This window comes from Chryseobacterium piperi, from assembly GCF_002285635.2.
Classification (GTDB): Bacteria; Bacteroidota; Bacteroidia; order Flavobacteriales; family Weeksellaceae; genus Chryseobacterium; species Chryseobacterium piperi.
Genome location: NZ_CP023049.2, coordinates 2,206,292 through 2,227,610 on the forward strand (window position 1 = coordinate 2,206,292; position 21,319 = coordinate 2,227,610).

Genomic DNA, 21,319 nt, shown 5'->3' on the forward strand with positions numbered 1-21,319 from the left:
TTATATTTTTTGGGTTAATTGATCTATACTTAATGAAAAACGGGGCTGACCTGCCAATAAAAATGCTGCTGCACTTCCTATCCATACAGAATAATCCAAAGGTGCTTTAATCCCTAAAGCAAAGCTCATTGACAATGCGAAAATAAACAGCAGAAAACCGGCTCCATAAGCAGCAATCCTGGTTTTATATCCCAAAATCAGCAATATTGGAATTGCTATTTCCAGGGCAGTGGCTGCATATGCAGAGAATTGGCTGATTATTTCAGGTAAGAAATAAGTAAGCTTCCTGGTATATTGTTCAAAATTCTCCCAGTTGCCCCATGCCGAATTTTTTCCCCAGAAACCGAAACGGTCTGCAACAGCTGAGAGCATCGAAACCCCAATGGCAGCTCTTAAAAATAACTGCGGGAGTTGAATATTTTTATAGGTCATCGTATTCCCCTTTTTAATTACATGACAAATTTCCGGTTTATAAATCTTAAAAATCTTAAACTGGTTTAAGAACGTAATTTTGCTCTGATCTCACTAAGATATTCAGGAGTAAACCCCAAAAAAGAAGCAATTAAATATTGTGGAATCCTCTGAATAAACCACGGGTACTGAGTACTGAAATGAATATACAGCTCCTCTCTCGTCATTTCATATAAATATCGGATCCTTCTTTCAGAAGCTGCATAGGCCTTCTGATAAATCATTCTGAAATAACGTTCCATTACCGGATGTTTTTTTAGAAGCAGTTCCTGAGACTGCAGATCAATAACCAAAACGGAAGAACGCTCAACTGCCTGAATGGTAAATTCTGATTTTATCTGCCTTTCATAGGCAAAAGTATCCGTTATCCACCAATTTTCAATTGCAAATTCTGTAGTTTGCTCTACTCCTTTTACATTAATAAAGAATTTTCTAAGACACCCCTTCAAAACAAAATACATGGACCTACACACCTCTCCGTCAAGCATGAGGTTCTGCTTCTTTTTCACATCAATTACTTCAAAAAAGGATACGATAGATCTATATTCTTCTTCACTTATATTAATGAATTTATCCAAATGAGTTTTAAAAGTTTCCATTTTACAATTTAGTAATCAAACTTAGATTTATTTTTTTAGTTTTACAATTCAAAAACAATAAATTATGGAGCTCATTGCAAAAATCTTAATTGCTTTAGTAGCATTGGAACATCTATATATTCTGTGGATGGAAATGTTTGCCTGGGAAACAAAAGGAAAAGAAGTTTTCAAAGCAGCTCTGCCTGCCGAGATGTTTAAGCCTACCAAAGGATTGGCTGCCAATCAGGGGCTCTATAACGGTTTTCTAGCTGCCGGATTGATCTGGTCTTTATTAATCAAAGATCTCCAATGGCAGACCAATATTGCATTATTCTTCTTGGGTTGTGTAGCGGTTGCCGGAATTTATGGTGCAGCAACTGCCACTAAAAAAATATTTTTTGTTCAGGCATTACCTGCCATTTTAGCCATCATAGCCGTGCTTTTAAAATAATATTGTAATTCATTCTGAAATAAATAGTAGATCATTTCTCCCGCAGATTTTGCTGATTACGCAGATCATATAAAATAAAAATCAGAGATTTTTAAGAAGCTTAGATGTACTTCCTATGCAACATGTATGTGACTTAAAGAGCCTTTAGTGTTTAAAAGCTTTTGTGACCGTTGTGGTTTTATTTTTGACCACACATTTAGCAAATGTATATAGTTATTTTTACTCTCATATTTCGCGGATCGGGCAGATCATAATTTCAAAATCTGCGAGAGTTAAAAAAACACTTTAAAAATAGTTAAACGCAATCTTTGTCATTCAGGAATGAAGCGAAGCGGAATGAAGGAATCTCAACTTAGCAGGAAAATAAAAATCTGCTAAATCCGCTCAATCGGGAGGCAATTTTAAGTTCAAATTATTCCATTATTATAAAGAGATAATTTCTTTCAGTTTTTGTTTCATGTTATCAGGCTTAAATTCTCCTTCATGATAATAAATCAAATTCTGACGGGCATCCAGAATAATCCATAAAGGATATACTGGTTGGTTTTTATTTTTAGACAAGGCTAAAGCTAATTCATGAATTCCTGAATTTCCATTGGGTAGATAATTAAATTCTTTCCCTTGGAAATGAAGCTTTTCTTTACTTTTTTCAGCTTCGAAATTAATGAAATAGAAGTCTTCATTGATAAGCTGAACCAGTTCCTTATCCTTATTCAGATTAAACGATTCTATTTTACAGATAGCACACCAATCTGTATACAGATGAATGATGATAGGCTTCTGATGTTCCTTCTCTAAAGTCTCGAGTTCAGAAAAAGTGCCTGCTCTCATCTTTTGGGAAAGACAAAAGCAGGACACTAACATTAAAAATAAAATTAAAAATATTTTCATCTTAAAGTATATCTAACTCCTAAAAAGCCTCTGATACTCTGCATAGGCGCATACCCATAAGCCGTATCAAAAGTATACCCATTCGGATTGTTAACAGGATCATCTACATGCTGATTAAAAGGATCGAACGGCCTCATCAAAGGATCTTTTGGAGTAAAATTAAAGAGATTCTTAATTCCGCAATAGACTTCAAAACCGGATTTAAAGCTTTTGGAAACCTGAATATTAGCCAAAGAATAAAATGGAGAATATTCAGGGCGGAAATCATTCGGTAATACCGGCAATCTCATAGGACCGTAAAACTGTCCTGTGAAATCTACCGTTAGGGAGTTCGGGAATTTATATGTTAAATTATAAGTTCCACTCCACTTCGGGGCGTGCAATTGTTGAATCTTTTCATTTTGATCATCCAGTTTTTGATATACATCCAGATAGGTGACTCCCAGATTAACACTTAAAGGAAAATGAAAGCTGAAATCTACATTTAAAGAAGCCCCTCTGGAGATACCATAACCACGCAGATTATCATAAATAATCTTACCCGGATCTGTATCAAAATCCCCTACAATTTTATTACTAAAATAGGTATAGAATGCGGAAGCATCCAGATTGACCAACCGGTTACCAACCGGAATTTTCCATATGTAATTTAAATTTCCATTGACTGACCTTTCAGGTTTTAAATCAGACTTGATCACTACTTCACGAGAACCTGTCAATGCTGCGTGATCTTCGGTAAATAAATTAACCACCCTAAAACCGGTTCCAAAATTAAATCTCAGTGTATGGTAAGGATTGGGCGAAAATTTCCAGGCAAACCTGGGTGAATGAACCCAATGATGAATTTTATCATAATCATAACGGTACCCAAGCAGCAACGTATTCTTGGGATTGATTTCCCACTGATCCTGTATAAAAGCTCCCAGAATCGGGGATTTCATGGGTTGGTTGATTAAACCATCCGCTGATGAAGTTCCGGGAGTATTATCATCATAAAATGTCTTCTTAAAAGTAACGCCTAAAATCAAATCGTGATTTCCAAAAGTCTTATCCCAATACGTTTGAACAAAAGTTACTTTTTGCTGGGCATCGTATGGATTGGTTCCATAAAAAGAATCCTGATTGTGATAATTATACGAGAATTGGGTAATAATCTGCTCTTTCAACGGCCACTGGTACAGCCCCAACGCTTCTACTCGATTTGTATAAATACTTTCACCATAGACCTGATTACTGCCTCTATACGATCTGTTCCATTGCATTTCTCCACCAAATCGGTCTTCATACAAATAACGAAGTGCTAAGCTTGCAAGCCGGTTTTCTTTTCTCTGAAAATTCCATTTGTTAAAAACTGAAATCCTATTTTGTAAAGTAGCATCCGTAAAATTATCTTTATTCTGATCTATTCTCTGAGTGAAATTAAAATAATTCAAGCTCAGTAATGAAGCTACTTTTTCAGCAAAATTGAATTTTGTAGAAAGATCTACATTATTTTCACTCCAGGTGCTTGTCATGACATCCACACTTAATTTCGGAGCTGTTAAGGCATTCTTTGTAATGATGTTGATCACCCCACCCATAGCTTCAGAGCCATAAATGGAAGAAGCCGGGCCTTTTACCACTTCTATTCTATCAACCAGACTATTCGGAATTCCACTCAGGCCGTACACCGTTGATAAAGAACTTACAATTGGCATTCCATCAATAAGAATCATCGTATAAGGTCCTTCAAGCCCGTTGATATGGATATCTCCCGTATTACAAACAGAACAGTTTAGTTGAGGACGCACTCCGTTAACCATAGAGATCGCTTCAAAAATACTAGGAGTCGGATTTTTCTGAAAAAACTTTTGACTATAAATCTCTACTGCTACCGGACTTTTAGACCTGCTCATGGGTTTTATAGTTCCGGTAACAACCACATCATCAATTAATTTCGTTTTAATCTCTTTTTTAGGAATAGCTGCAGAATCCTGTTTCAGATCTTTTTTGATGTGCAGGCTATCCGTTTCCTGAGAAAAACAATAAGAGGATAAAAGAATGACAGAAAATAATATTCGCTTCATGAAATAATAATTGTTAGGCAAATCTAACAATTATTTTCGAAACAAAAAACTTAATGATAAATATCGTAGAAATTAATTCGTCAAAATTTATTAAATTTGAGAAAATATAAAGGTAAAAATGAGATATAATCAAGCCGGGAATATCCCACAGAAAAGACATACGATTTTTAAATCTCCTGATGATAAATTCTACTATGAACAACTTTTCGGAACTGAGGGTTTTCATGGAATTTCTTCTTTACTCTACCACATCCATCGCCCTACCCAAATAAAATCAATTGGAGAAGCGAAAGATGTCACTCCTAAAATCGCAGTGGAGAAAAATGTAACTCCAAGAATGTTTAAGGGAGTGAATGTAACTCCTGAAGATGATTTTCTGGACAGCCGTAAAATTCTTTTGATGAATAACGATCTGAAAATGGGATTGGCCAAGCCTAGAAAATCTATGGAATACTTCTATAAAAATGCGGAATGCGATGAACTTTTATTCGTTCATGAAGGAACCGGGACATTGAAGACATTTGTTGGAAATTTAGCTTTCTCTAAAGGAGATTACCTGATCATTCCAAGAGGAACTATTTACCAGGTTGAGCTTACCTCTGACGATATGGTCTTCTTCGTACTTGAAAGCCATTCACCATTATACACTCCCAAAAGATACAGAAATGAATTCGGTCAGCTTTTGGAGCACTCTCCTTTCTGCGAACGCGACATTATCGCCCCTACTTTCGTTGAACCTAAGGACGAAAAAGGAGAGTTTCTGATCAAAGTAAAAAAAGAAAATCAAATTACCGATTTCATCTATGCAACACATCCGTTTGATGTCGTAGGATGGGATGGTTATTTTTACCCTTATAAATTTAATATCAAAAACTTCGAGCCGATTACCGGGAGAATTCATCAACCACCTCCCGTTCACCAAAATTTTGAAGGACATAACTTCGTGGTATGTTCATTCTGTGCAAGAATGTATGATTATCACCCGCTAGCCATTCCTGCACCTTACAATCATTCCAATATCGATTCAGATGAGGTTTTATTCTATACGGAAGGAGACTTTATGAGTCGTAACCATGTGGACCTGATGGATTTCAGTCTTCACCCTGGAGGAGTTGTTCACGGTCCTCACCCTGGCGCTATGGAAAGAAGTATCGGTAAAAAATTCACCGAAGAATATGCCGTAATGGTAGATCCTTTCCGTCCTTTAAAAATCACAGAGGAAGCTATGAAAGTAGAAGACCCATCTTATAAAACTTCCTGGTTGGAATAGACAGAAAAAACACCTAAAGATTCTGACTAAGAATCAGAATAAATATTATTTCAAAAAATTTAATATGTACAATTATATAAGTGCAGAGGAAGCCGTATATACAGTAAAAAGCGGGAATCGTGTATTTTTTCACGGAAGTGCATGTACTCCCAATTACCTTATTGATGAACTAGCAAGACAATCACACAGACTAGAAAATGTTGAAATGGTTTCCATTACCCAGCAAGGAAATGTTGAAATTGCCAAACCTCAGTATAAAGATCACTTTTTCGTTAACTCTTTATTTGTTTCTACACCGGTACGTGACGCAGTCAATTCGGAAAGAGGAGACTTTGTACCTGTTTTCTTAAGTGAGATTCCCATATTATTCAGAAAAAATATTTTACCTCTGGATGTAGCGCTGATCACAGTGTCTCCCCCGGATCAGCATGGATTCTGTACTTTGGGAACTTCCGTAGATGTTGCCAGAGCAGCAGTAGATACTGCTAAATTAATCGTGGCTATTGTCAATCCGTTAATGCCAAGAACACACGGAGACGGTATGATCCACATCAGCAGAATAAACAAGTTGGTATGGCATGAAGAAGAACTTCCTACTGTAGATTATGGTTCAAAGGTAGGTCCTGAAGAAATGCTGGTTGGGAAAAATGTCGCAGAGCTTATTGATGATAAATCTACACTTCAAATGGGTATCGGAACAATTCCTGACGCTGTTTTAAAATGTCTGGGCAATCACAAAGATTTAGGAATTCACACTGAAATGCTAAGCGACGGGGTTATTGATCTAATTCAGAATGATGTCATTAATAACAAATACAAAGGCTATAATGACAACAAAACCATTACCAGCTTCTGCTTTGGAACCAGAAAGCTTTACGATTATGTAGATGACAATACCGTGTTTTCTTTCAAAGATGTAAGTGACGTCAATTTCCCTATCAATATCATGCGTAACAAAAAGATGGTAGCCATCAATTCTGCCATTGAAATTGATCTGACAGGCCAGGTTTGTGCAGACTCCATAGGAACATTACAATACAGTGGTATCGGAGGGCAAATGGACTTCATGAGAGGTGCTGCATTAAGTGAAGACGGTAAACCGATTATCGCTATAACTTCCAGAACCAAAAAGGGAATTTCCAGAATTGTTCCTTTCCTTAAGCAGGGTGCCGGAGTAGTTACGACGAGAGGGCACATTCATTATGTAGTTACTGAATACGGAACAGCTTATTTGTATGGGAAAAACCTTCGTCAAAGAGCTCAGGAGTTGATTAGTATCGCGCATCCTGATGATAGAGAGATGTTGGAAAAAGCTGCTTTTGAAAGATTTAAACATTAAAAAAACAGATCCTGCAAAATAAATAGGTGCTTTTAAGAAAAGCCTCAGATAAAGGGATGGAAAGCTTTGGCAGTATTTTTGATAAATCCTTTTAAAGTTTGGACATTGAAAACCATATATAATTCAATCAGAGAAGAAATAACAAAACATTCTAAGGTCAAGAATTCTGTTTTAGGAAAAGTTAGTGAGTGGAAAAGAAGTCATTATATTATCCTTTCCGAAATCATTAAAGATGAACTATCCGGATCCGAAGAATTAAAAGGAGGAAAAAAATTTGAAGTAGGAAATACTATTTCACATGTTACACTGCAGCGTTTTTTTGAAAATGATTATCAGGACAAGACTCATAATGACCTGCGCTTTCTTAAAACACTGGATAAAATATGCATCTTTTTAGGATTTAAGGATCTGAATTCATATATCCGTTTTATACGGGAAAAGAAACAGGATAATCAATCGGAAGAGGAAGAGTTTTTCAGTAAAATGGTTCATGATTACTGCTCCACCGCTTTTGAATTTTACAAGAAATTCCCAGAACATAATCCGGAAATCTTTAAAGACCTGGTCTTTGATGATTCCCCGTTTTTAGAAAGAGCAACTCAATTCAGCAAAGAATTATGTGATAGAAAATTCGAGCTTATTACCAAGAACAACCGGTCTAATTTTGAAGTTTTCGATATCCACATGGTAACGGATGAACCCGATAAGAAAATACTGGAATCTCAGGAATTTTGGAACCTTTTATTTAAAGTAGGTGAAACAGGTGAAGAGCATTTTGTCAACCAACTCAATACTCAGATTTATTTCATCCGCAAAATAGATAATACCTGGAAAATATGGGACAATTATAATCCGGAAGCCGGACGACTCAATACAAAAAAATGAAAGCCGTAGAATTCTACGGCTTTCAAATTTTCGAAAATATTTTTCTTCCACTTGTCTTTGTATTAACAAAAATATACATCTAAATCCTAAAATAACAAACTTAAATATACTTAAACGAACTTTTCTTTAAGTTTATATAAACGGTCCGGGAGGATTTCCCATTAATACTTTTGCCATCTCTAAGATTTTTGTAATTTGCATACCAATAAAAATAAAAGTAAAGAGAAAATATGTCAACACTTACATTTGCCGAAAAAATTGCTCAAGCAGAGAATTTTTTGCCAATTAATGGTACAGATTACATTGAGTTTTATGTAGGAAATGCTAAACAGGCTGCTCATTTTTATAAAACCGCTTTTGGTTTTCAGTCTGTAGCATATGCTGGTCCTGAAACAGGAGTTAGAGACCGTGCATCTTATGTTCTTCAACAGGGAAAAATAAGATTAATCTTAACGACTGGTCTTACCTCTGAGTCGCCAATAAGCGAACATGTAAAAAAACACGGAGATGGAGTAAAGGTTTTAGCACTTTGGGTGGATGACGCTTACAAAGCTTTTGAAGAAACTACCAAAAGAGGTGGAAAACCTTATTTAGAGCCGGTAACATTGACGGATGAACATGGCGAAGTGAAAATGTCCGGAATCTATACCTATGGAGAGACCGTTCACATGTTTGTAGAAAGAAAAAATTATACAGGTCCTTTTATGCCTGGATATGAAAAATTGGAAAGTGATTACCAGCCTGAAGAAACAGGTCTTCTATACGTAGATCACTGTGTAGGTAACGTAGACTGGAACAGAATGATCCCTACCGTAGAATGGTATGAAAAAGTAATGGGATTCGTGAATATCCTTTCTTTTGATGATAAGCAGATCAATACAGAATATTCTGCTTTGATGTCTAAGGTAATGTCCAACGGAAACGGATACGCTAAATTCCCGATTAACGAACCTGCAGAAGGAAAGAAAAAATCCCAGGTGGAAGAATATCTTGATTTCTACGAAGGAGAAGGTGTACAGCATATTGCTGTTGCTACAAGAGATATTATTCATACTGTAACAGAATTGAAAAAACGTGGTGTAGAGTTCCTTTCTGCTCCACCAGAAGCATACTACGACATGGTTCCGGAAAGAGTGGGCCATATCGATGAAGATCTTAAGAAATTACAAGATTTAGGAATCCTGATTGATCATGATGAAGAAGGATACCTTTTACAAATCTTTACCAAGCCTGTGGAAGACCGTCCTACTCTTTTCTTTGAAATCATAGAAAGACATGGTGCACAAAGTTTTGGTGCAGGTAATTTCAAAGCGTTATTTGAAGCTCTTGAAAGAGAACAGGAAAAAAGAGGTAATCTTTAATCCTCAGATATCAATACTAAGTTTTGTCAGGATGTCAAGTCTTGGCAAAACTTTTTTATAAACACATATTCATATGAAAAAAATAGCATTTGGAATTTTATTGTTAAGTACATTAGGCCTAAAAGCTCAATATGGAACGCTTAATGAAATTCTTAACAGACTTGAAGCAAGAAAAGGCATTAATCAACATTTGGAAAACGTAAATATTGACAACAAAAAGTTTATATTTATTAAAGATTTTGAAGATCATACAGAACGTGATTTTATTATCATCAAAGGAAATGATGCTACCTATGTAGAGGTTTTCGATGATAAAGCAACAGGAGAAAGCAGCTCTAATGTTTTCACCGGCGATATTATCAGGAAAAAAAATATCGTTTCTTTAAGAGCAAATGTTCTGGAAGGCAAAAAAATTCCAATGCCGGTGACCAAGACTTTATTATTAACCCAACAGGATAATATTCTTTACCTGATTGATGTTAATACCAAAGACAGGTGGATCGATGAAGCCTCTTATTCAAAAAAATAATATACATATCTTGAGGGCGCTCGTTATTGCGGAGAGCGTAGTGAGAAGGTAATTTATTTAATATCTCAACATTGAAGAAACCCCATAATATACCCATTTATGGACGTTAATGAGTTTAAAAATATATAGTTTGAAAACTTAGCTTTTCTGCTGCGGCTACCCGAGATATTGAAACATACAATTTTAACAGATTTATTAATCTCAATTAAATTACAATCTTATGAAATCATTTGTAGAGTACTCCTCAAATTCAGACTTTTCCATATATAATATTCCATTCGGAGTAGCAGTTTTCAACAAAGAATATATCGGATGTTGCACAAGAATCGGTGATCAGATTGTTGATCTGGCAACCTTATATGATCTTGGCTATTTTGAAAATATTGAAGGTCTTGACGACAATATCTTCGAAGCCTATACCCTAAATGAATTTATCGAGCTGGGAAAGCCCGTAACCAATGCTGTTCGTGCTAAAATCCAGGAATTGTTACAAGAAGGTTCTATTTTATCAAAAGATCAGAAAACCATCGAAGATGCTTTCTACGATCTTGATAAAGTAAAAATGATGATGCCTATCCATATTCCGAATTATACGGATTTTTACAGCAGTATAGAACATGCAACGAATGTAGGTAAAATGTTCCGTGATCCGGCTAATGCTTTATTACCCAACTGGAAACATTTACCGGTAGGATATCACGGCAGAGCCTCCTCTATTGTTGTTTCAGGAACGGAAATTAACCGCCCGAAAGGCCAGATGAAACCTGCAGATGTTGAAAAGCCAATCTTCGGACCTTGTAAGCAGCTGGATTTCGAATTAGAAATGGCTTTTATCATCAATAAAAATACTGAGATGGGTGAAAGTATTTCCACAAAAGATGCAGAGGATGCTATTTTCGGAATGGTTGTTTTCAACGACTGGTCTGCAAGAGACATTCAGGCATGGGAATATGTTCCATTAGGGCCATTCCTGGCCAAAAACTTCGGTTCTTCTATTTCTCCCTGGGTAGTTACCCTGGAAGCTTTAGAACCATTCAGAACGGCTTCTCCAAAACAGGATCCTGAAGTTTTAGATTATCTGAAATTTGAAGGTGATAAAAATTACGATATCAACCTTGAAGTATACCTACAGCCTGAAAACGGTGAAGAAAATTTAATTTCTGAAAGCAATTATAAATTCATGTATTGGAATATGACACAGCAATTAGCTCATCATACCATAAACGGATGTAACGTAGAGGTTGGTGATATGTATGCAAGTGGTACTATTTCAGGAAGTGATCCGAAATCATTCGGTTCCATGCTTGAACTAACCTGGAGAGGACAAAATCCTATCCAACTAAACAACGGCCAGGAAAGAAAGTTCATTGAAGATAACGATACGGTTACCATGAAAGCGTGGGCTGAAAAGGATGGTATCAGAGTAGGTTTCGGTGAAGTATCCGGTAAAATTATTCCAACTTTATAAAAAACATTTAACACTTAAGTTTCTTTAAGTTAAAATAACTATGGTAAAATTCAGTTCACTTTAGTTTTTAAAAAATCTAAAGATTTTTATTTATTCGTCATTATGATTACTCAAAAATACATCAATGATCTTTCTTATAAAGTTGTTGGAGCTTGTATAGAAGTTCATAAACTTGCAGGACCAGGATTATATGAAGAAGTTTATCATCAATGCATAGAGAAAGAATTTGATCTATTGGGTTTAAAATACAAAAGTGAACTTGAAATCCCATTTTCCTATAAAGGAGAATATATAAATTGTAAATTAAAATGCGATTTCTTGATTGAAGATTTAATCGTTTTGGAATTAAAGTCTGTTGCTGAAATTCATCAAATTCATAAAGCCCAAACTATGAATTATATGAATCTTCTAAAAGTACCTCGATCAATTCTGATAAACTTCAATGTAATGAATCTTTACCATAAAGGATATGAGTCTTTTGTTTCTAAAATTTTTCAAGAACTCCCAAAAGAATGAAAATCTTTAGATTTTCAAAAACTTAAGTGTTCTTTCTAAAACGAAATCAAAAAACTAAAGTCGCTCAAGTGTTAAAGAGAAAAAAATATGAAAACAGTTATCCCATCTGAAATAACACCCGTTCAATTGCAGACCGTTATGCAGACTGCAGTTTCTCCACGACCTATTGCCTTAGCTTCAACAGTAGATAAAAATGGTACGATCAATTTATCTCCTTTCAGCTTTTTCAATATGTTCAGTACAATTCCACCGATTTTAATCTTTTCTCCATCCAGGAGAGTTCGGGACAATACAACAAAACATACACTTGAAAATATTCTGGAAGTTCCGGAAGTGGTGATCGGTACCGTTAATTTTCCAATAGTACAACAGATCTCATTGGCTTCCACAGAGTATGCAGGAGGCGTGAATGAGTTTATCAAATCCGGCCTTACAATGAAAGATGCGCATGTGGTACAACCTAAGTTGATTGAAGAATGCCCGGCTAATTTCGAATGTAAGGTTTTAGAAGTAAAATCTCTGGGGGATCAGGGGGGCGCAGGAAACCTGATTATTTGTGAAGTACAAAAAATTCATATCAGAGAAGAATACCTCGATGAACAAGGTAATCTTGATCAGAAAAAACTGGATATGGTGGCCCGATTAGGTGGAAACTGGTATTCCAGAAATAATGAAAATAACCTCTTTGAGGTTCCCAAACCTTTGGTTACCAAAGGAATCGGCTTTGATCTTCTTCCTGATGTAATCAAATACAGCAAAATATTTACAGGAAATGATCTCGGAATGCTTGCTAATGTAGAAGTCCTGCCTTCAGAAAACTGCCATGCAGATGAAACTATTCATAAAAAAGCCCAGGAGCTCTTATTAAAAAACAATATTGAAGAAGCCTGGAATATCTTAATACTTTAAGCGTATGAAAAAATATCTAGCTTTATTACTGATCCTGTTTGCATTGCAATCATGCTATTACCCGGTAAAAAAAGATTACGGTATTTACAGCAAATCCCTTGTTTTTTCAAAAGACCAGAAATGGCTGATCAACACCATCCGTACAGGTGTGGATTCTCATCACAGAGAAATGATGGATAAAGAAACGCTCAAGCTTTTTAATGAATTGAGTAATGGTCAGGCTTATACACTTCAAATGGCCAAATCACAAAACATTATACAGGACAACATTCCTTTTCAACCTGAAAATGAAGATCTGGAAACTTTGAAAAACACCAGTGATTTTAACTTTCTGGTTAATATCTCTACGATAAAAGTTAGAAATGACCTTGATACAAGTGGTGCAGGAGAACAATTTACCTATCAAAGGAATGAAACTTCCGCAATCATGGACGTTTATGATATTCGGACGATGAAGAAAGTTTATTCTTTTAAAGCTTCATCCCTGGTCTCCGTTGAAAAAGGTGAAAAGGTGACGATTTTTACGCCAACTTCAGAAATGATGACGATGAAAAACTTCAGAAGTTTATTAAAATCAATAAAAAAGAATGCTGTTAAAAGCTAACCCCAATATCATTTAATAAAAAAGCTGGTTTATTAACAAACCAGCTTTTTTATTTTTAATTGTTTAATCCTATTTCTTCGTTAAATTTTCTGATGAGCAACTCTTTATTTATGTTTTCTAAATTAATATGAAACATGGTTTCCAGCAAACTCAACAATTTCTGGGGATTATTGTAAATTCCAGTGATATTGACCACCTAATTCCTGATTAAATTGACCACTAAGAATGAAGTCAAAAAAGGTGTCTAAAAGATGGTTTAAAAATATAAAATAAATCTTTTCCCTTTTTTTAAAAAAAATATTAAAATTAAGAATAAAGACAAAGCTTTATTTTAATCTGATTATTTAAGACATCATTAAAAATCTTATTTTTGCGGTATGTTGGATTTAAGAACAGTCACTGTAATGCGTTATATTCTGCCATTAAGGGAAGGAGGATCTCTTCCTGCTCTGGCTGAAGCTGATGACGACTTCAAATATGTATTAAAATTCCGTGGTGCAGGCCATGGTGTTAAAATGTTGATCTCAGAGCTTTTGGGAGGCAAAATAACCGAAGTTTTGGGGTTAAAAATTCCGGAACTGGTTTTCATTAACCTTGATGTTGATTTTGGAAGAACAGAAGCCGATGAAGAGATTCAGGATTTATTGAAGTCTTCAGAAGGTCTCAATCTAGGACTTCATTATCTTTCAGGTTCGATTACTTATGATCCCGGAGTGGTCATTGATCCCCTTTTAGCTTCAAAGATTGTCTGGCTGGATGCCTTTATCACCAATATCGACCGGACCTATAAAAACACCAATCTATTGATGTGGCATAAAGAGCTTTGGGTAATAGACAACGGAGCTTCATTTTACTTTCATCACTCATGGCAAAACTTTGATGCCGCAGCCAAAACCCCTTTTAAGTATGTAAAGGATCACGTTCTACTTCCCAAAGCAACCAAGCTGGATGAAGCTGACCGCTGGGCACATGAGGTATTGAACGATACAATATTCAGGCAAATTGTCAATTTAATACCGGACGATTGGTTGCATTGGGACGATGCCGACGAAACCCCTGAAGAGATCCGGGAGGTATATTTCCAATTTATGAAAACAAGACTGGAGAATTCACAAATCTTTGTAAACGAAGCGAAAAATGCAAGAGGATAAAATATACGAATACGCCGTTATACGTTTGGTACCCAAAGTTGAAAGAGAAGAATTTTTCAACATTGGGCTGGTGATGTTTTCAAAGAAAGAGAAATTTATCAAAGTGGATTTTCATTTATGTCGCGATAAATTCAACCTGATGCATAATGAGCTGGATTATGATGACATCGTTCAAAATATGGAAAGCTTTAAAAAAATTGCCAATGGAGATAAAGAAGGAGGTCCTATAGCTTTACTGGATATCCCTGAACGCTTCCGGTGGCTAATAGCTGTACGAAGTTCAGTAATCCAGACCTCAAGACCTCATCCAGGTAAATCCAAAGATCTGGAAAAGACTTTTGGTAAACTTTTTGAGGAGTTAGTAAAATAGCACTCAATCTAAAAAATAGCGTATGAAATTATCTACTGACCATACATTACTACACAGGTTTTTTCTAAACCTGTTTTTTATTGTATTCCTAGGACTTTCTAATTGGGGGTTTGCACAAGATCCTGTTACTATACAGAAGAAAAAGAGCATACAGCTTTTTGAAAAAACCAATGTTTCAGAAAATATAGTTTATAAAACCAATGGTAATGGTCATTCAGTTGCTTTAGATATTTATAGTCCCAAAGGAAATTCAATTGAAAAATTCCCGGTTCTGATCTATATTCATGGCGGAGGCTGGGTGGAAGGTGATAAAATAATCCGTGCGAATAACTATGTTGAAAGTACAATTTTGAAATTAGTAGAACAGCAATATGCAGTAATCAGCATCAACTACACCTTGGTCAGTAAAGATGTTCATTTTCCTTTGCCTGTTCAGGATACTAAGGATGCGATAAGATGGGTAAGAAAAAATGCAGAAAAATATCATTTCGATACCAATAATATAGGCCTTTTCGGAACTTCAGCCGGAGCCCATCTTTCATTACTCTCAGCGTATACCCAGGACAATGAATTTATTGGAGATCCTGAGTTGTCTTCCTATTCTGCAAAAGTAAATTATGTAGTCAATAATTTCGGGCCAACCGATCTTAATAAACTCCTCAAAACCCGTGTAGGAAAAGTAGGTGCTTTTATTGTAAGTCTGTTCTCAAAAAAAATTGTAGATCTCAGGGAAAAGCTGATTCTCGGAATTTCGGGGTATGATATCAATAAAGATAAAAGAAAAATCATCGAATATTTTGAAACGATATCTCCTGTAAGCTATGTCGGTTCAGCAACCCCTACATTAATATTACAAGGCAATAGAGACAAAATTGTCCCTTTACACCAATCTAAAATACTCCACCATAAACTTATTAATGAAGGTGTAAAGAATACGCTAACTATAGTTGATGGAGGCGATCATGGGTTCAGAACCACAAACCAGGCCTATCTTGATCAGCTGGTTGATGAGATGGTTCGTTTTATTATTTCACAGAAAAAGTAAACCCTATAGAGTCAAGAGTAGTTTGATATTAAAAATATATTTACAACAATTCAAAAAAGGACGCAAATATCTGTATTTCAATATTTAAAAAATTGAAATATTTATAAATTTGCTAAATTGCTATACATATCTGTATTTTTTATTCACAAAATAATTAACTTGGCAAATGTTTAAATTATTTAAAACAGAAAGACCTAAAAAAAACATTATTTATTTATAAAAAAACAGAATGCTATGGATTTCCTAAATAACATCAATGCATTAACTTTAGTTTTTACTTCCATTCTTATTTTCGCAATAGCCTATCGCTTCTACGGAATTTTTTTAGCTAACAAAGTACTGAGGCTTAATGATAAGAATACAACTCCGGCATTGGAATTTGCAGATGGCAAAGACTATGTAGCAACCAATAAAAATGTCCTTTTTGGGCATCATTTTGCGGCCATTGCTGCCGCAGGCCCCTTGGTTGGACCTGTCCTTGCCGCTCAATTCGGATATCTTCCCGGAGCCTTATGGATTTTAATCGGATGTGTATTAGGAGGAGGAGTGCATGATATGGTAGTGTTATTTGCATCGGTACGCCATAAAGGACAAAGTTTAGCAACCATAGCATCTAAAGAAATTGGAAAAACAACCGGAACAGTTGCCGGATTTGCCATTTTATTTATTCTGATCCTTACATTGGCAGGACTCTCCCTGGCCTGTATCAATGCCATGCATGAGGCATCATGGTCTCTATTTACAGTAGTCATTACCATGCCTATTGCCATTATCATGGGACTCATCATGCGTTACCGAAAAAACAGTGTGACTTTTGCCAGTATCTTAGGTGGCGTTCTTTTGATCGCTGGAATTATCGGAGGCCACAACCTGATGCAAAATGAAACCATGAACAACCTGTTCTCATGGGACATCACAACGATCTCAATAGCAATTCCTTTATATGGTTTTCTAGCTTCTGTGTTACCGGTATGGCTTTTATTAGTACCAAGAGATTACTTATCTACTTATTTGAAAATCGGAACGATTATCATGCTCGCTATCGGCGTTATTGTTATTCATCCAACCATACAAATGCCTGCACTTACTCAGTTTGTAAACGGTGGCGGCCCTGTAATTGGTGGCCCGGTACTTCCGTTTATCTTTATTGTTATTGCTTGTGGAGCCATTTCCGGATTCCATGCAGTGATTGCAACCGGAACTACTCCAAAAATGCTGAACAAAGAAAGAGAAATCCTGTTTGTAGGATACGGTGCTATGCTGGTTGAAGGATTTGTTGCACTGATGGCATTAATAGCAGCTTGTACCCTGATGCCGGGTGATTATTTTGCAATCAATACTCCAAAAGAATCTTATGATGCCTTCCTCGCTGCACATCCTTCTCTTCATGGTGTAGATATCGATTATTTCTCTCAGAAAATAGGAATTGACCTACATGGCAGAACAGGGGGCGCCGTTTCCTTAGCCGTAGGAATGGCTCATATCTTTAATAAAATTCCATATATGGATCAGCTGATGGCCTATTGGTATAATTTTGCCATTATGTTTGAAGCCGTATTTATCCTTACTGCTATTGATGCGGGAACGAGAGTAGGCCGTTTCTTTTTACAGGAGATGCTGGGCTCTGTCATTCCAAAGTTCAATGATAAAAACTGGACTCCGGGAATTATTATCAGCAGCCTTCTTTTTACTTTCGCTTGGGGATATCTTGTATTTACAGGTAATGTAAGTAGTATCTGGCCGCTATTCGGAATCAGTAATCAACTTCTGGCTGCCTGTGGATTAATTGTATGTACCACAATGCTTATCCGCCTGAATCGTGGAAAGTATGCCCTATGTTCAGCTATTCCAGGTGTTTTTATGGCAATCATTACTTTCTGGGCAGGTTATATTCAGGTGACAGATATCTATATTCCCAAAGGGCAATACTTACTGGCAACACTGGCCGTAGTTGCCATGGTATTGATGCTCGTGGTATTTATCGGAGCCTTTAGGAAGTGGTATGAACTTTTGAAAATTACGAAATCTGAAACTGACTTTTATGGAGAAAGTGTCAAAGAACTTGTGGAAAGATGAAAGCTATGAGTTAAGAGCCTGCCGGCATTTTGCCCGATCTTATATTTTTCATACATTTGTTTTGCTTTAGGGGTATTCTAAAAAGAATTGAGAGAGTCCCTTTGAACCTGATACGGCTTACACCGACGTAGGGAAAAGCAAAAAGACATTATTGACAATGTACCTTTTGTTTTGGATTTTTTCCTGAAGCTATTTATTTTAATCAATAACAATGGAAAAAATGCTTTGGGAACAAGTACAGCTTGTCAAACAAAAATCTCCTCTGGTTCATAATATCACCAACTATGTGGTCATGAACAATACAGCCAATGCTCTTCTGGCCGTAGGAGCCTCTCCAATCATGTCTCATGCAAAATCTGAAATCCCCGAAATGATCAATATTGCCCATTCTATGGTCATCAATATTGGTACGCTTGACGAATACTGGGCAGAAGCAATGCTGATGGCAGCTAAAGAGGCTCACTCAATCGGCAAACCCTGGGTCTTAGATCCTGTAGGAGCCGGAGCAACTTCTTTCCGGGATGGTATTTTAAATCAGTTATTACAATATAAGCCGACAGTTATCAGAGGCAACGCGTCAGAAGTTATTGCATTGGCTAAGGCAAATACAACAGCTACTAAAGGAGTAGATAGTACTGCTCAGAGTAATGAAGCCATTGGTGCCGCACAGAATATCGTCAGCCAACACCATGGAATTGTCTGTATTTCCGGTGAAACAGATATTATAGTAGATTCTCAACAAACTCTTTTCATTAAAAACGGACATCCGATGATGACCAAAGTCACAGGGCTTGGCTGTTCTGCTACCGCACTTATAGGAGCATTTATCGGAGTTACAGAAAACAAAACCTTAGCTGTGACTGCTGCAATGGCGTTAATAGGTATAGCAGGGGAATTAGCATCTCAGGAAAGCAAAGGACCAGGAAGTCTTCAGCTCAACCTGACTGATAAGCTATACAACATGAGTGAAGAAGAATTTACCAGCCATTTAAAGATAGAACGATAATGAATTCTTTTCCCTATCAGCTGTATCTGGTCATCTCCGAAGCTGACTGTCATGGAAAAAGCTTCGTGGAAGTTGCTGAACAAGCCATACTTGGTGGTGTGGATATTATTCAACTGAGAGAAAAAAAAAGTTCTGACACCGAATTCCTCAGAAAAGCCCAACAGCTTATCGAAATAACGGATAAATATCATATTCCATTGATCATTAATGATCATATTATGGTTACCGAGCAAGTACATGCAGCAGGCATTCATGTGGGGAACAGTGATACTGCACCTACCCTGTTGAGACAGCGACCACTTATTCAGAACAAAATCATTGGTTATTCTGTAGAATACCTTTCCCAACTTGAAAATGAGCAAACCCGAGTATCCGATTACCTTGGAATAAGTCCCGTATTCAGGACAGACACGAAAACGGATACCGTAACAGAATGGGGACTTCATGGAATCACAAAAATAAGACAGCTTACAGAAAAGCCTTTGGTAGCTATAGGAAATATCCATCTGAAAAATTCAAGAGAAATCATTAAAGCCGGCGCCGACTGTATTGCGGTAGTCTCCGCTATATGCAGTGCTGATGATCCTCAAAAAGCAGCTTATGAATTAAAAAATGAAATTTTAAAATGAAAAAGTATACCTATCCCTCAGTGTTAACCATCGCAGGCTTCGACGGAAGTGGCGGCGCAGGTATTCAGGCTGATATTAAAACAGCCTCTGCATTGGGCTGTTTTTCCACTTCAGTCCTGACCGCTTTACCGGTACAAAATACACAGGGAGTAAGAACAATATACCCTATACCCGTGGAAGCTGTAGCCGATCAGATCGAAGCCATCCTGGATGATATTTTTCCGGATGCCATTAAAATCGGAATGGTCCACACTCCGCAACTGGTAGAAACCATTGTTTCCACCTTAAGGAAATACAAAAAAATACCAATTGTATTTGACCCTGTAATGGTAGCAACCAGTGGGCACCGGTTAATTGAAGAGGAAACCATTACCGCTATTATGGAAAAACTTTTTCCTATTGCTGATGTTATCACCCCGAATATGGACGAAGCGGCTATTTTAGCCCATATGAAAGTAGAAACCCTTGAGGATCTGTATAGTGCTGGAAAAGAAATAAAAAAGCTGGGCTGTAAAAGTATACTTCTTAAAGGCGGACATCAGGAAACCTCTACCATTACTTCTTTATTTTATGATGAAGAAGAAAATTACCATTCTTTTGAAACGACCAAATTTAAAACCAATAACACCCATGGTTCAGGATGTACACTGTCTTCTGCAATAGCTGCATATCTGGCACAGGGAAAAACATTATATGATTCTGTCTCTCTGGGACAACAATATGTATATCAAGCCATCGCTCATGGCAAAGACGTACAGACAGGACATGGAAATGGTCCGCTTAACCACTTTTTTAATCCTCAAAAATTAATCAAAAATGAAATGGTCTGAACAAACCTGGCAAGCAATAGAAGAACGTTATCAATCGATTCTGGAGATGCCTTTTATAAAAGAATTATCGGATGGTAGTTTGCCGCAGGAAAAATTCCGTTTTTATATGGCTCAGGATTCTCTATATCTTGAACATTTCGGCAGAACGTTGTCGCTGATTGCAGCCAAAATCAATGATCTCCAGGATGTGCTTGCTTTTATGAGGTTTGCTGAAAATGCGATCGTCGTAGAAAATGCATTGCACGAATCTTATTTTAAAGATTTCGGGCTTACCGGCAAAGGTATTTTAGAGCCTGCCTGCCATCATTACATTCATTTTTTAAGAAGCACCGCTGCTATTGAGTCTGTAGAGATTGCCGTTGCAGCTGTACTCCCTTGTTTCTGGATTTACCGAGAGGTTGGTAATTACATTTATCAAACTCAAAATACGATCAACAATCCTTATGAAAAATGGATTGCTACTTATGCAGGAGAAGAGTTTTCCACTGCCGTAGACCAGGCTATTTCAATCTGCGATACCATTGCTGAAAACAGTACAGAAGAAACAAAAAAAAGAATGTCAGAAGCTTTCATTATGGCAACCAGAATGGAATATTACTTCTGGGAAGCAGCTTATGAATTAAAGAAATGGGAATAAGTCTCTCCTAATCATATAATAAAACTGTTTAAGTTTTTTAATATTTCATAAAAACTTCACCTATTTTAGACCACAAAAAGTATAAAAGTTCTTATTGAAAATATTTTTTAAAACACACTTTAGTGCACTTAAGCAAGTTTAAAATAAAGCTGTATAAAAAATTCACATAAGATGAAAATCAAAGATTTTCAAAAAGCTTAAGTGGACTTAAATATAGATTAAACTTATAACTTAAAT

Annotated in this window: 22 protein-coding genes and 1 riboswitch; of the genes, 18 read left to right on the top strand and 4 right to left on the bottom strand. The window is 36.4% G+C overall.

The features are described 5' to 3' along the window. Together CJF12_RS09545 and CJF12_RS09550 are read right to left on the bottom strand one after the other, a co-directional pair. Window positions 1-432 (bottom strand): DoxX family protein, encoded by a 432-nt coding sequence (locus CJF12_RS09545; protein ID WP_034681221.1) that lies wholly within the window; start codon window positions 430-432, stop codon window positions 1-3. Between the two features lie 65 nt (window positions 433-497). Further along, entirely contained in the window at window positions 498-1,070 is a 573-nt protein-coding gene (locus CJF12_RS09550; RefSeq protein ID WP_034681220.1) for a Crp/Fnr family transcriptional regulator, read from the bottom strand. Between the two features lie 64 nt (window positions 1,071-1,134). Between CJF12_RS09550 and CJF12_RS09555 the strand changes: the two genes are divergently transcribed. Then, a complete protein-coding gene (locus CJF12_RS09555; protein ID WP_034681217.1) occupies window positions 1,135-1,500 on the top strand; it encodes a DUF1304 domain-containing protein in 366 nt (121 codons plus the stop codon). Between the two features lie 423 nt (window positions 1,501-1,923). On the opposite strand, the gene CJF12_RS09560 is transcribed toward CJF12_RS09555, so the two are convergent. Beyond that, the gene (locus CJF12_RS09560) at window positions 1,924-2,331 is read right to left on the bottom strand and encodes a thioredoxin fold domain-containing protein (protein ID WP_228379039.1); all 408 of its coding nucleotides are present in this window, start codon (window positions 2,329-2,331) and stop codon (window positions 1,924-1,926) included. Between the two features lie 56 nt (window positions 2,332-2,387). After that, the gene (locus tag CJF12_RS09565) at window positions 2,388-4,457 is read right to left on the bottom strand and encodes a TonB-dependent receptor plug domain-containing protein (RefSeq protein WP_034681215.1); all 2,070 of its coding nucleotides are present in this window, start codon (window positions 4,455-4,457) and stop codon (window positions 2,388-2,390) included. 118 nt (window positions 4,458-4,575) lie between these two features. Here CJF12_RS09565 and CJF12_RS09570 point away from each other — a divergent pair, with 118 nt between their 5' ends. The 17 genes from CJF12_RS09570 (at window position 4,576) to tenA (ending at window position 21,082) form a co-directional block, all read left to right on the top strand. Beyond that, a complete protein-coding gene (locus CJF12_RS09570; RefSeq protein WP_034681214.1) occupies window positions 4,576-5,727 on the top strand; it encodes a homogentisate 1,2-dioxygenase in 1,152 nt (383 codons plus the stop codon). Window positions 5,728-5,791: 64 nt separating this feature from the next. Beyond that, window positions 5,792-7,066, top strand: a complete 1,275-nt coding sequence (locus CJF12_RS09575) for an acetyl-CoA hydrolase/transferase family protein (protein WP_034681213.1) — start codon at window positions 5,792-5,794, stop codon at window positions 7,064-7,066. 105 nt (window positions 7,067-7,171) lie between these two features. Then, window positions 7,172-7,951: a hypothetical protein gene (locus tag CJF12_RS09580; RefSeq protein WP_034681616.1), complete on the top strand. Its 780-nt coding sequence runs from the start codon at window positions 7,172-7,174 to the stop codon at window positions 7,949-7,951. Window positions 7,952-8,181: 230 nt separating this feature from the next. Beyond that, on the top strand, window positions 8,182-9,312 hold the full coding sequence (gene hppD, locus CJF12_RS09585) for a 4-hydroxyphenylpyruvate dioxygenase (protein WP_034681211.1): 1,131 nt from the start codon (window positions 8,182-8,184) through the stop codon (window positions 9,310-9,312). Window positions 9,313-9,385: 73 nt separating this feature from the next. Then, a complete protein-coding gene (locus tag CJF12_RS09590; protein WP_034681209.1) occupies window positions 9,386-9,841 on the top strand; it encodes a hypothetical protein in 456 nt (151 codons plus the stop codon). 220 nt (window positions 9,842-10,061) lie between these two features. Beyond that, window positions 10,062-11,309 carry a fumarylacetoacetase gene (fahA, locus tag CJF12_RS09595; RefSeq protein WP_034681207.1) on the top strand — a complete coding sequence of 416 codons (1,248 nt, stop codon included), beginning with the start codon at window positions 10,062-10,064 and terminating at the stop codon, window positions 11,307-11,309. A gap of 102 nt (window positions 11,310-11,411) precedes the next feature. Beyond that, window positions 11,412-11,825: a GxxExxY protein gene (locus tag CJF12_RS09600; protein ID WP_051887160.1), complete on the top strand. Its 414-nt coding sequence runs from the start codon at window positions 11,412-11,414 to the stop codon at window positions 11,823-11,825. Window positions 11,826-11,912: 87 nt separating this feature from the next. Next, window positions 11,913-12,734, top strand: coding sequence for a flavin reductase family protein (locus CJF12_RS09605; protein WP_034681202.1), 822 nt, complete (start codon window positions 11,913-11,915; stop codon window positions 12,732-12,734). A 4-nt stretch (window positions 12,735-12,738) separates the two neighbouring features. Continuing rightward, entirely contained in the window at window positions 12,739-13,338 is a 600-nt protein-coding gene (locus CJF12_RS09610) for a hypothetical protein (RefSeq protein ID WP_034681200.1), read from the top strand. A gap of 377 nt (window positions 13,339-13,715) precedes the next feature. After that, window positions 13,716-14,489: a HipA family kinase gene (locus tag CJF12_RS09615; RefSeq protein WP_034686371.1), complete on the top strand. Its 774-nt coding sequence runs from the start codon at window positions 13,716-13,718 to the stop codon at window positions 14,487-14,489. Then, the gene (locus CJF12_RS09620; protein WP_034686372.1) at window positions 14,476-14,859 is read left to right on the top strand and encodes a DUF3037 domain-containing protein; all 384 of its coding nucleotides are present in this window, start codon (window positions 14,476-14,478) and stop codon (window positions 14,857-14,859) included. Before CJF12_RS09615 ends, CJF12_RS09620 begins: the two co-directional genes overlap by 14 nt. A gap of 22 nt (window positions 14,860-14,881) precedes the next feature. Continuing rightward, the gene (locus CJF12_RS09625; protein ID WP_034686373.1) at window positions 14,882-15,904 is read left to right on the top strand and encodes an alpha/beta hydrolase; all 1,023 of its coding nucleotides are present in this window, start codon (window positions 14,882-14,884) and stop codon (window positions 15,902-15,904) included. Window positions 15,905-16,138: 234 nt separating this feature from the next. Then, a complete protein-coding gene (locus CJF12_RS09630) occupies window positions 16,139-17,980 on the top strand; it encodes a carbon starvation CstA family protein (RefSeq protein WP_185097169.1) in 1,842 nt (613 codons plus the stop codon). A 58-nt stretch (window positions 17,981-18,038) separates the two neighbouring features. Continuing rightward, a riboswitch (TPP riboswitch) is annotated at window positions 18,039-18,131 on the top strand. 60 nt (window positions 18,132-18,191) lie between these two features. Beyond that, window positions 18,192-18,986: a hydroxyethylthiazole kinase gene (gene thiM / locus CJF12_RS09635; protein WP_185097170.1), complete on the top strand. Its 795-nt coding sequence runs from the start codon at window positions 18,192-18,194 to the stop codon at window positions 18,984-18,986. Continuing rightward, on the top strand, window positions 18,986-19,615 hold the full coding sequence (gene thiE / locus CJF12_RS09640; RefSeq protein WP_034686376.1) for a thiamine phosphate synthase: 630 nt from the start codon (window positions 18,986-18,988) through the stop codon (window positions 19,613-19,615). Before thiM ends, thiE begins: the two co-directional genes overlap by 1 nt. Further along, complete coding sequence (gene thiD / locus CJF12_RS09645) at window positions 19,612-20,445, top strand: bifunctional hydroxymethylpyrimidine kinase/phosphomethylpyrimidine kinase (protein ID WP_034686377.1); 834 nt, start codon at window positions 19,612-19,614, stop codon at window positions 20,443-20,445. The genes thiE and thiD overlap by 4 nt, the downstream gene beginning before the upstream one ends. Next, the gene (gene tenA / locus CJF12_RS09650) at window positions 20,432-21,082 is read left to right on the top strand and encodes a thiaminase II (RefSeq protein ID WP_034686379.1); all 651 of its coding nucleotides are present in this window, start codon (window positions 20,432-20,434) and stop codon (window positions 21,080-21,082) included. Before thiD ends, tenA begins: the two co-directional genes overlap by 14 nt. Window positions 21,083-21,319 lie beyond the last annotated feature (237 nt).

Excerpts from the sequence above, each read along its gene's own strand:
- thiE (WP_034686376.1), top strand. The coding sequence starts at position 18,986 with ATGAATTCTTTTCCCTATCAGCTGTATCTGGTCATCTCCGAAGCTGAC.
- CJF12_RS09560 (WP_228379039.1), bottom strand. The coding sequence starts at position 2,331 with ATGAGAGCAGGCACTTTTTCTGAACTCGAGACTTTAGAGAAGGAACAT.
- CJF12_RS09555 (WP_034681217.1), top strand. The coding sequence starts at position 1,135 with ATGGAGCTCATTGCAAAAATCTTAATTGCTTTAGTAGCATTGGAACAT.
- CJF12_RS09590 (WP_034681209.1), top strand. The coding sequence starts at position 9,386 with ATGAAAAAAATAGCATTTGGAATTTTATTGTTAAGTACATTAGGCCTA.
- fahA (WP_034681207.1), top strand. The coding sequence starts at position 10,062 with ATGAAATCATTTGTAGAGTACTCCTCAAATTCAGACTTTTCCATATAT.
- CJF12_RS09610 (WP_034681200.1), top strand. The coding sequence starts at position 12,739 with ATGAAAAAATATCTAGCTTTATTACTGATCCTGTTTGCATTGCAATCA.
- CJF12_RS09625 (WP_034686373.1), top strand. The coding sequence starts at position 14,882 with ATGAAATTATCTACTGACCATACATTACTACACAGGTTTTTTCTAAAC.
- CJF12_RS09630 (WP_185097169.1), top strand. The coding sequence starts at position 16,139 with ATGGATTTCCTAAATAACATCAATGCATTAACTTTAGTTTTTACTTCC.
- hppD (WP_034681211.1), top strand. The coding sequence starts at position 8,182 with ATGTCAACACTTACATTTGCCGAAAAAATTGCTCAAGCAGAGAATTTT.
- tenA (WP_034686379.1), top strand. The coding sequence starts at position 20,432 with ATGAAATGGTCTGAACAAACCTGGCAAGCAATAGAAGAACGTTATCAA.
- CJF12_RS09600 (WP_051887160.1), top strand. The coding sequence starts at position 11,412 with ATGATTACTCAAAAATACATCAATGATCTTTCTTATAAAGTTGTTGGA.
- CJF12_RS09620 (WP_034686372.1), top strand. The coding sequence starts at position 14,476 with ATGCAAGAGGATAAAATATACGAATACGCCGTTATACGTTTGGTACCC.
- CJF12_RS09605 (WP_034681202.1), top strand. The coding sequence starts at position 11,913 with ATGAAAACAGTTATCCCATCTGAAATAACACCCGTTCAATTGCAGACC.
- CJF12_RS09615 (WP_034686371.1), top strand. The coding sequence starts at position 13,716 with ATGTTGGATTTAAGAACAGTCACTGTAATGCGTTATATTCTGCCATTA.
- thiM (WP_185097170.1), top strand. The coding sequence starts at position 18,192 with ATGGAAAAAATGCTTTGGGAACAAGTACAGCTTGTCAAACAAAAATCT.
- CJF12_RS09550 (WP_034681220.1), bottom strand. The coding sequence starts at position 1,070 with ATGGAAACTTTTAAAACTCATTTGGATAAATTCATTAATATAAGTGAA.
- CJF12_RS09545 (WP_034681221.1), bottom strand. The coding sequence starts at position 432 with ATGACCTATAAAAATATTCAACTCCCGCAGTTATTTTTAAGAGCTGCC.
- thiD (WP_034686377.1), top strand. The coding sequence starts at position 19,612 with ATGAAAAAGTATACCTATCCCTCAGTGTTAACCATCGCAGGCTTCGAC.
- CJF12_RS09570 (WP_034681214.1), top strand. The coding sequence starts at position 4,576 with ATGAGATATAATCAAGCCGGGAATATCCCACAGAAAAGACATACGATT.
- CJF12_RS09575 (WP_034681213.1), top strand. The coding sequence starts at position 5,792 with ATGTACAATTATATAAGTGCAGAGGAAGCCGTATATACAGTAAAAAGC.
- CJF12_RS09565 (WP_034681215.1), bottom strand. The coding sequence starts at position 4,457 with ATGAAGCGAATATTATTTTCTGTCATTCTTTTATCCTCTTATTGTTTT.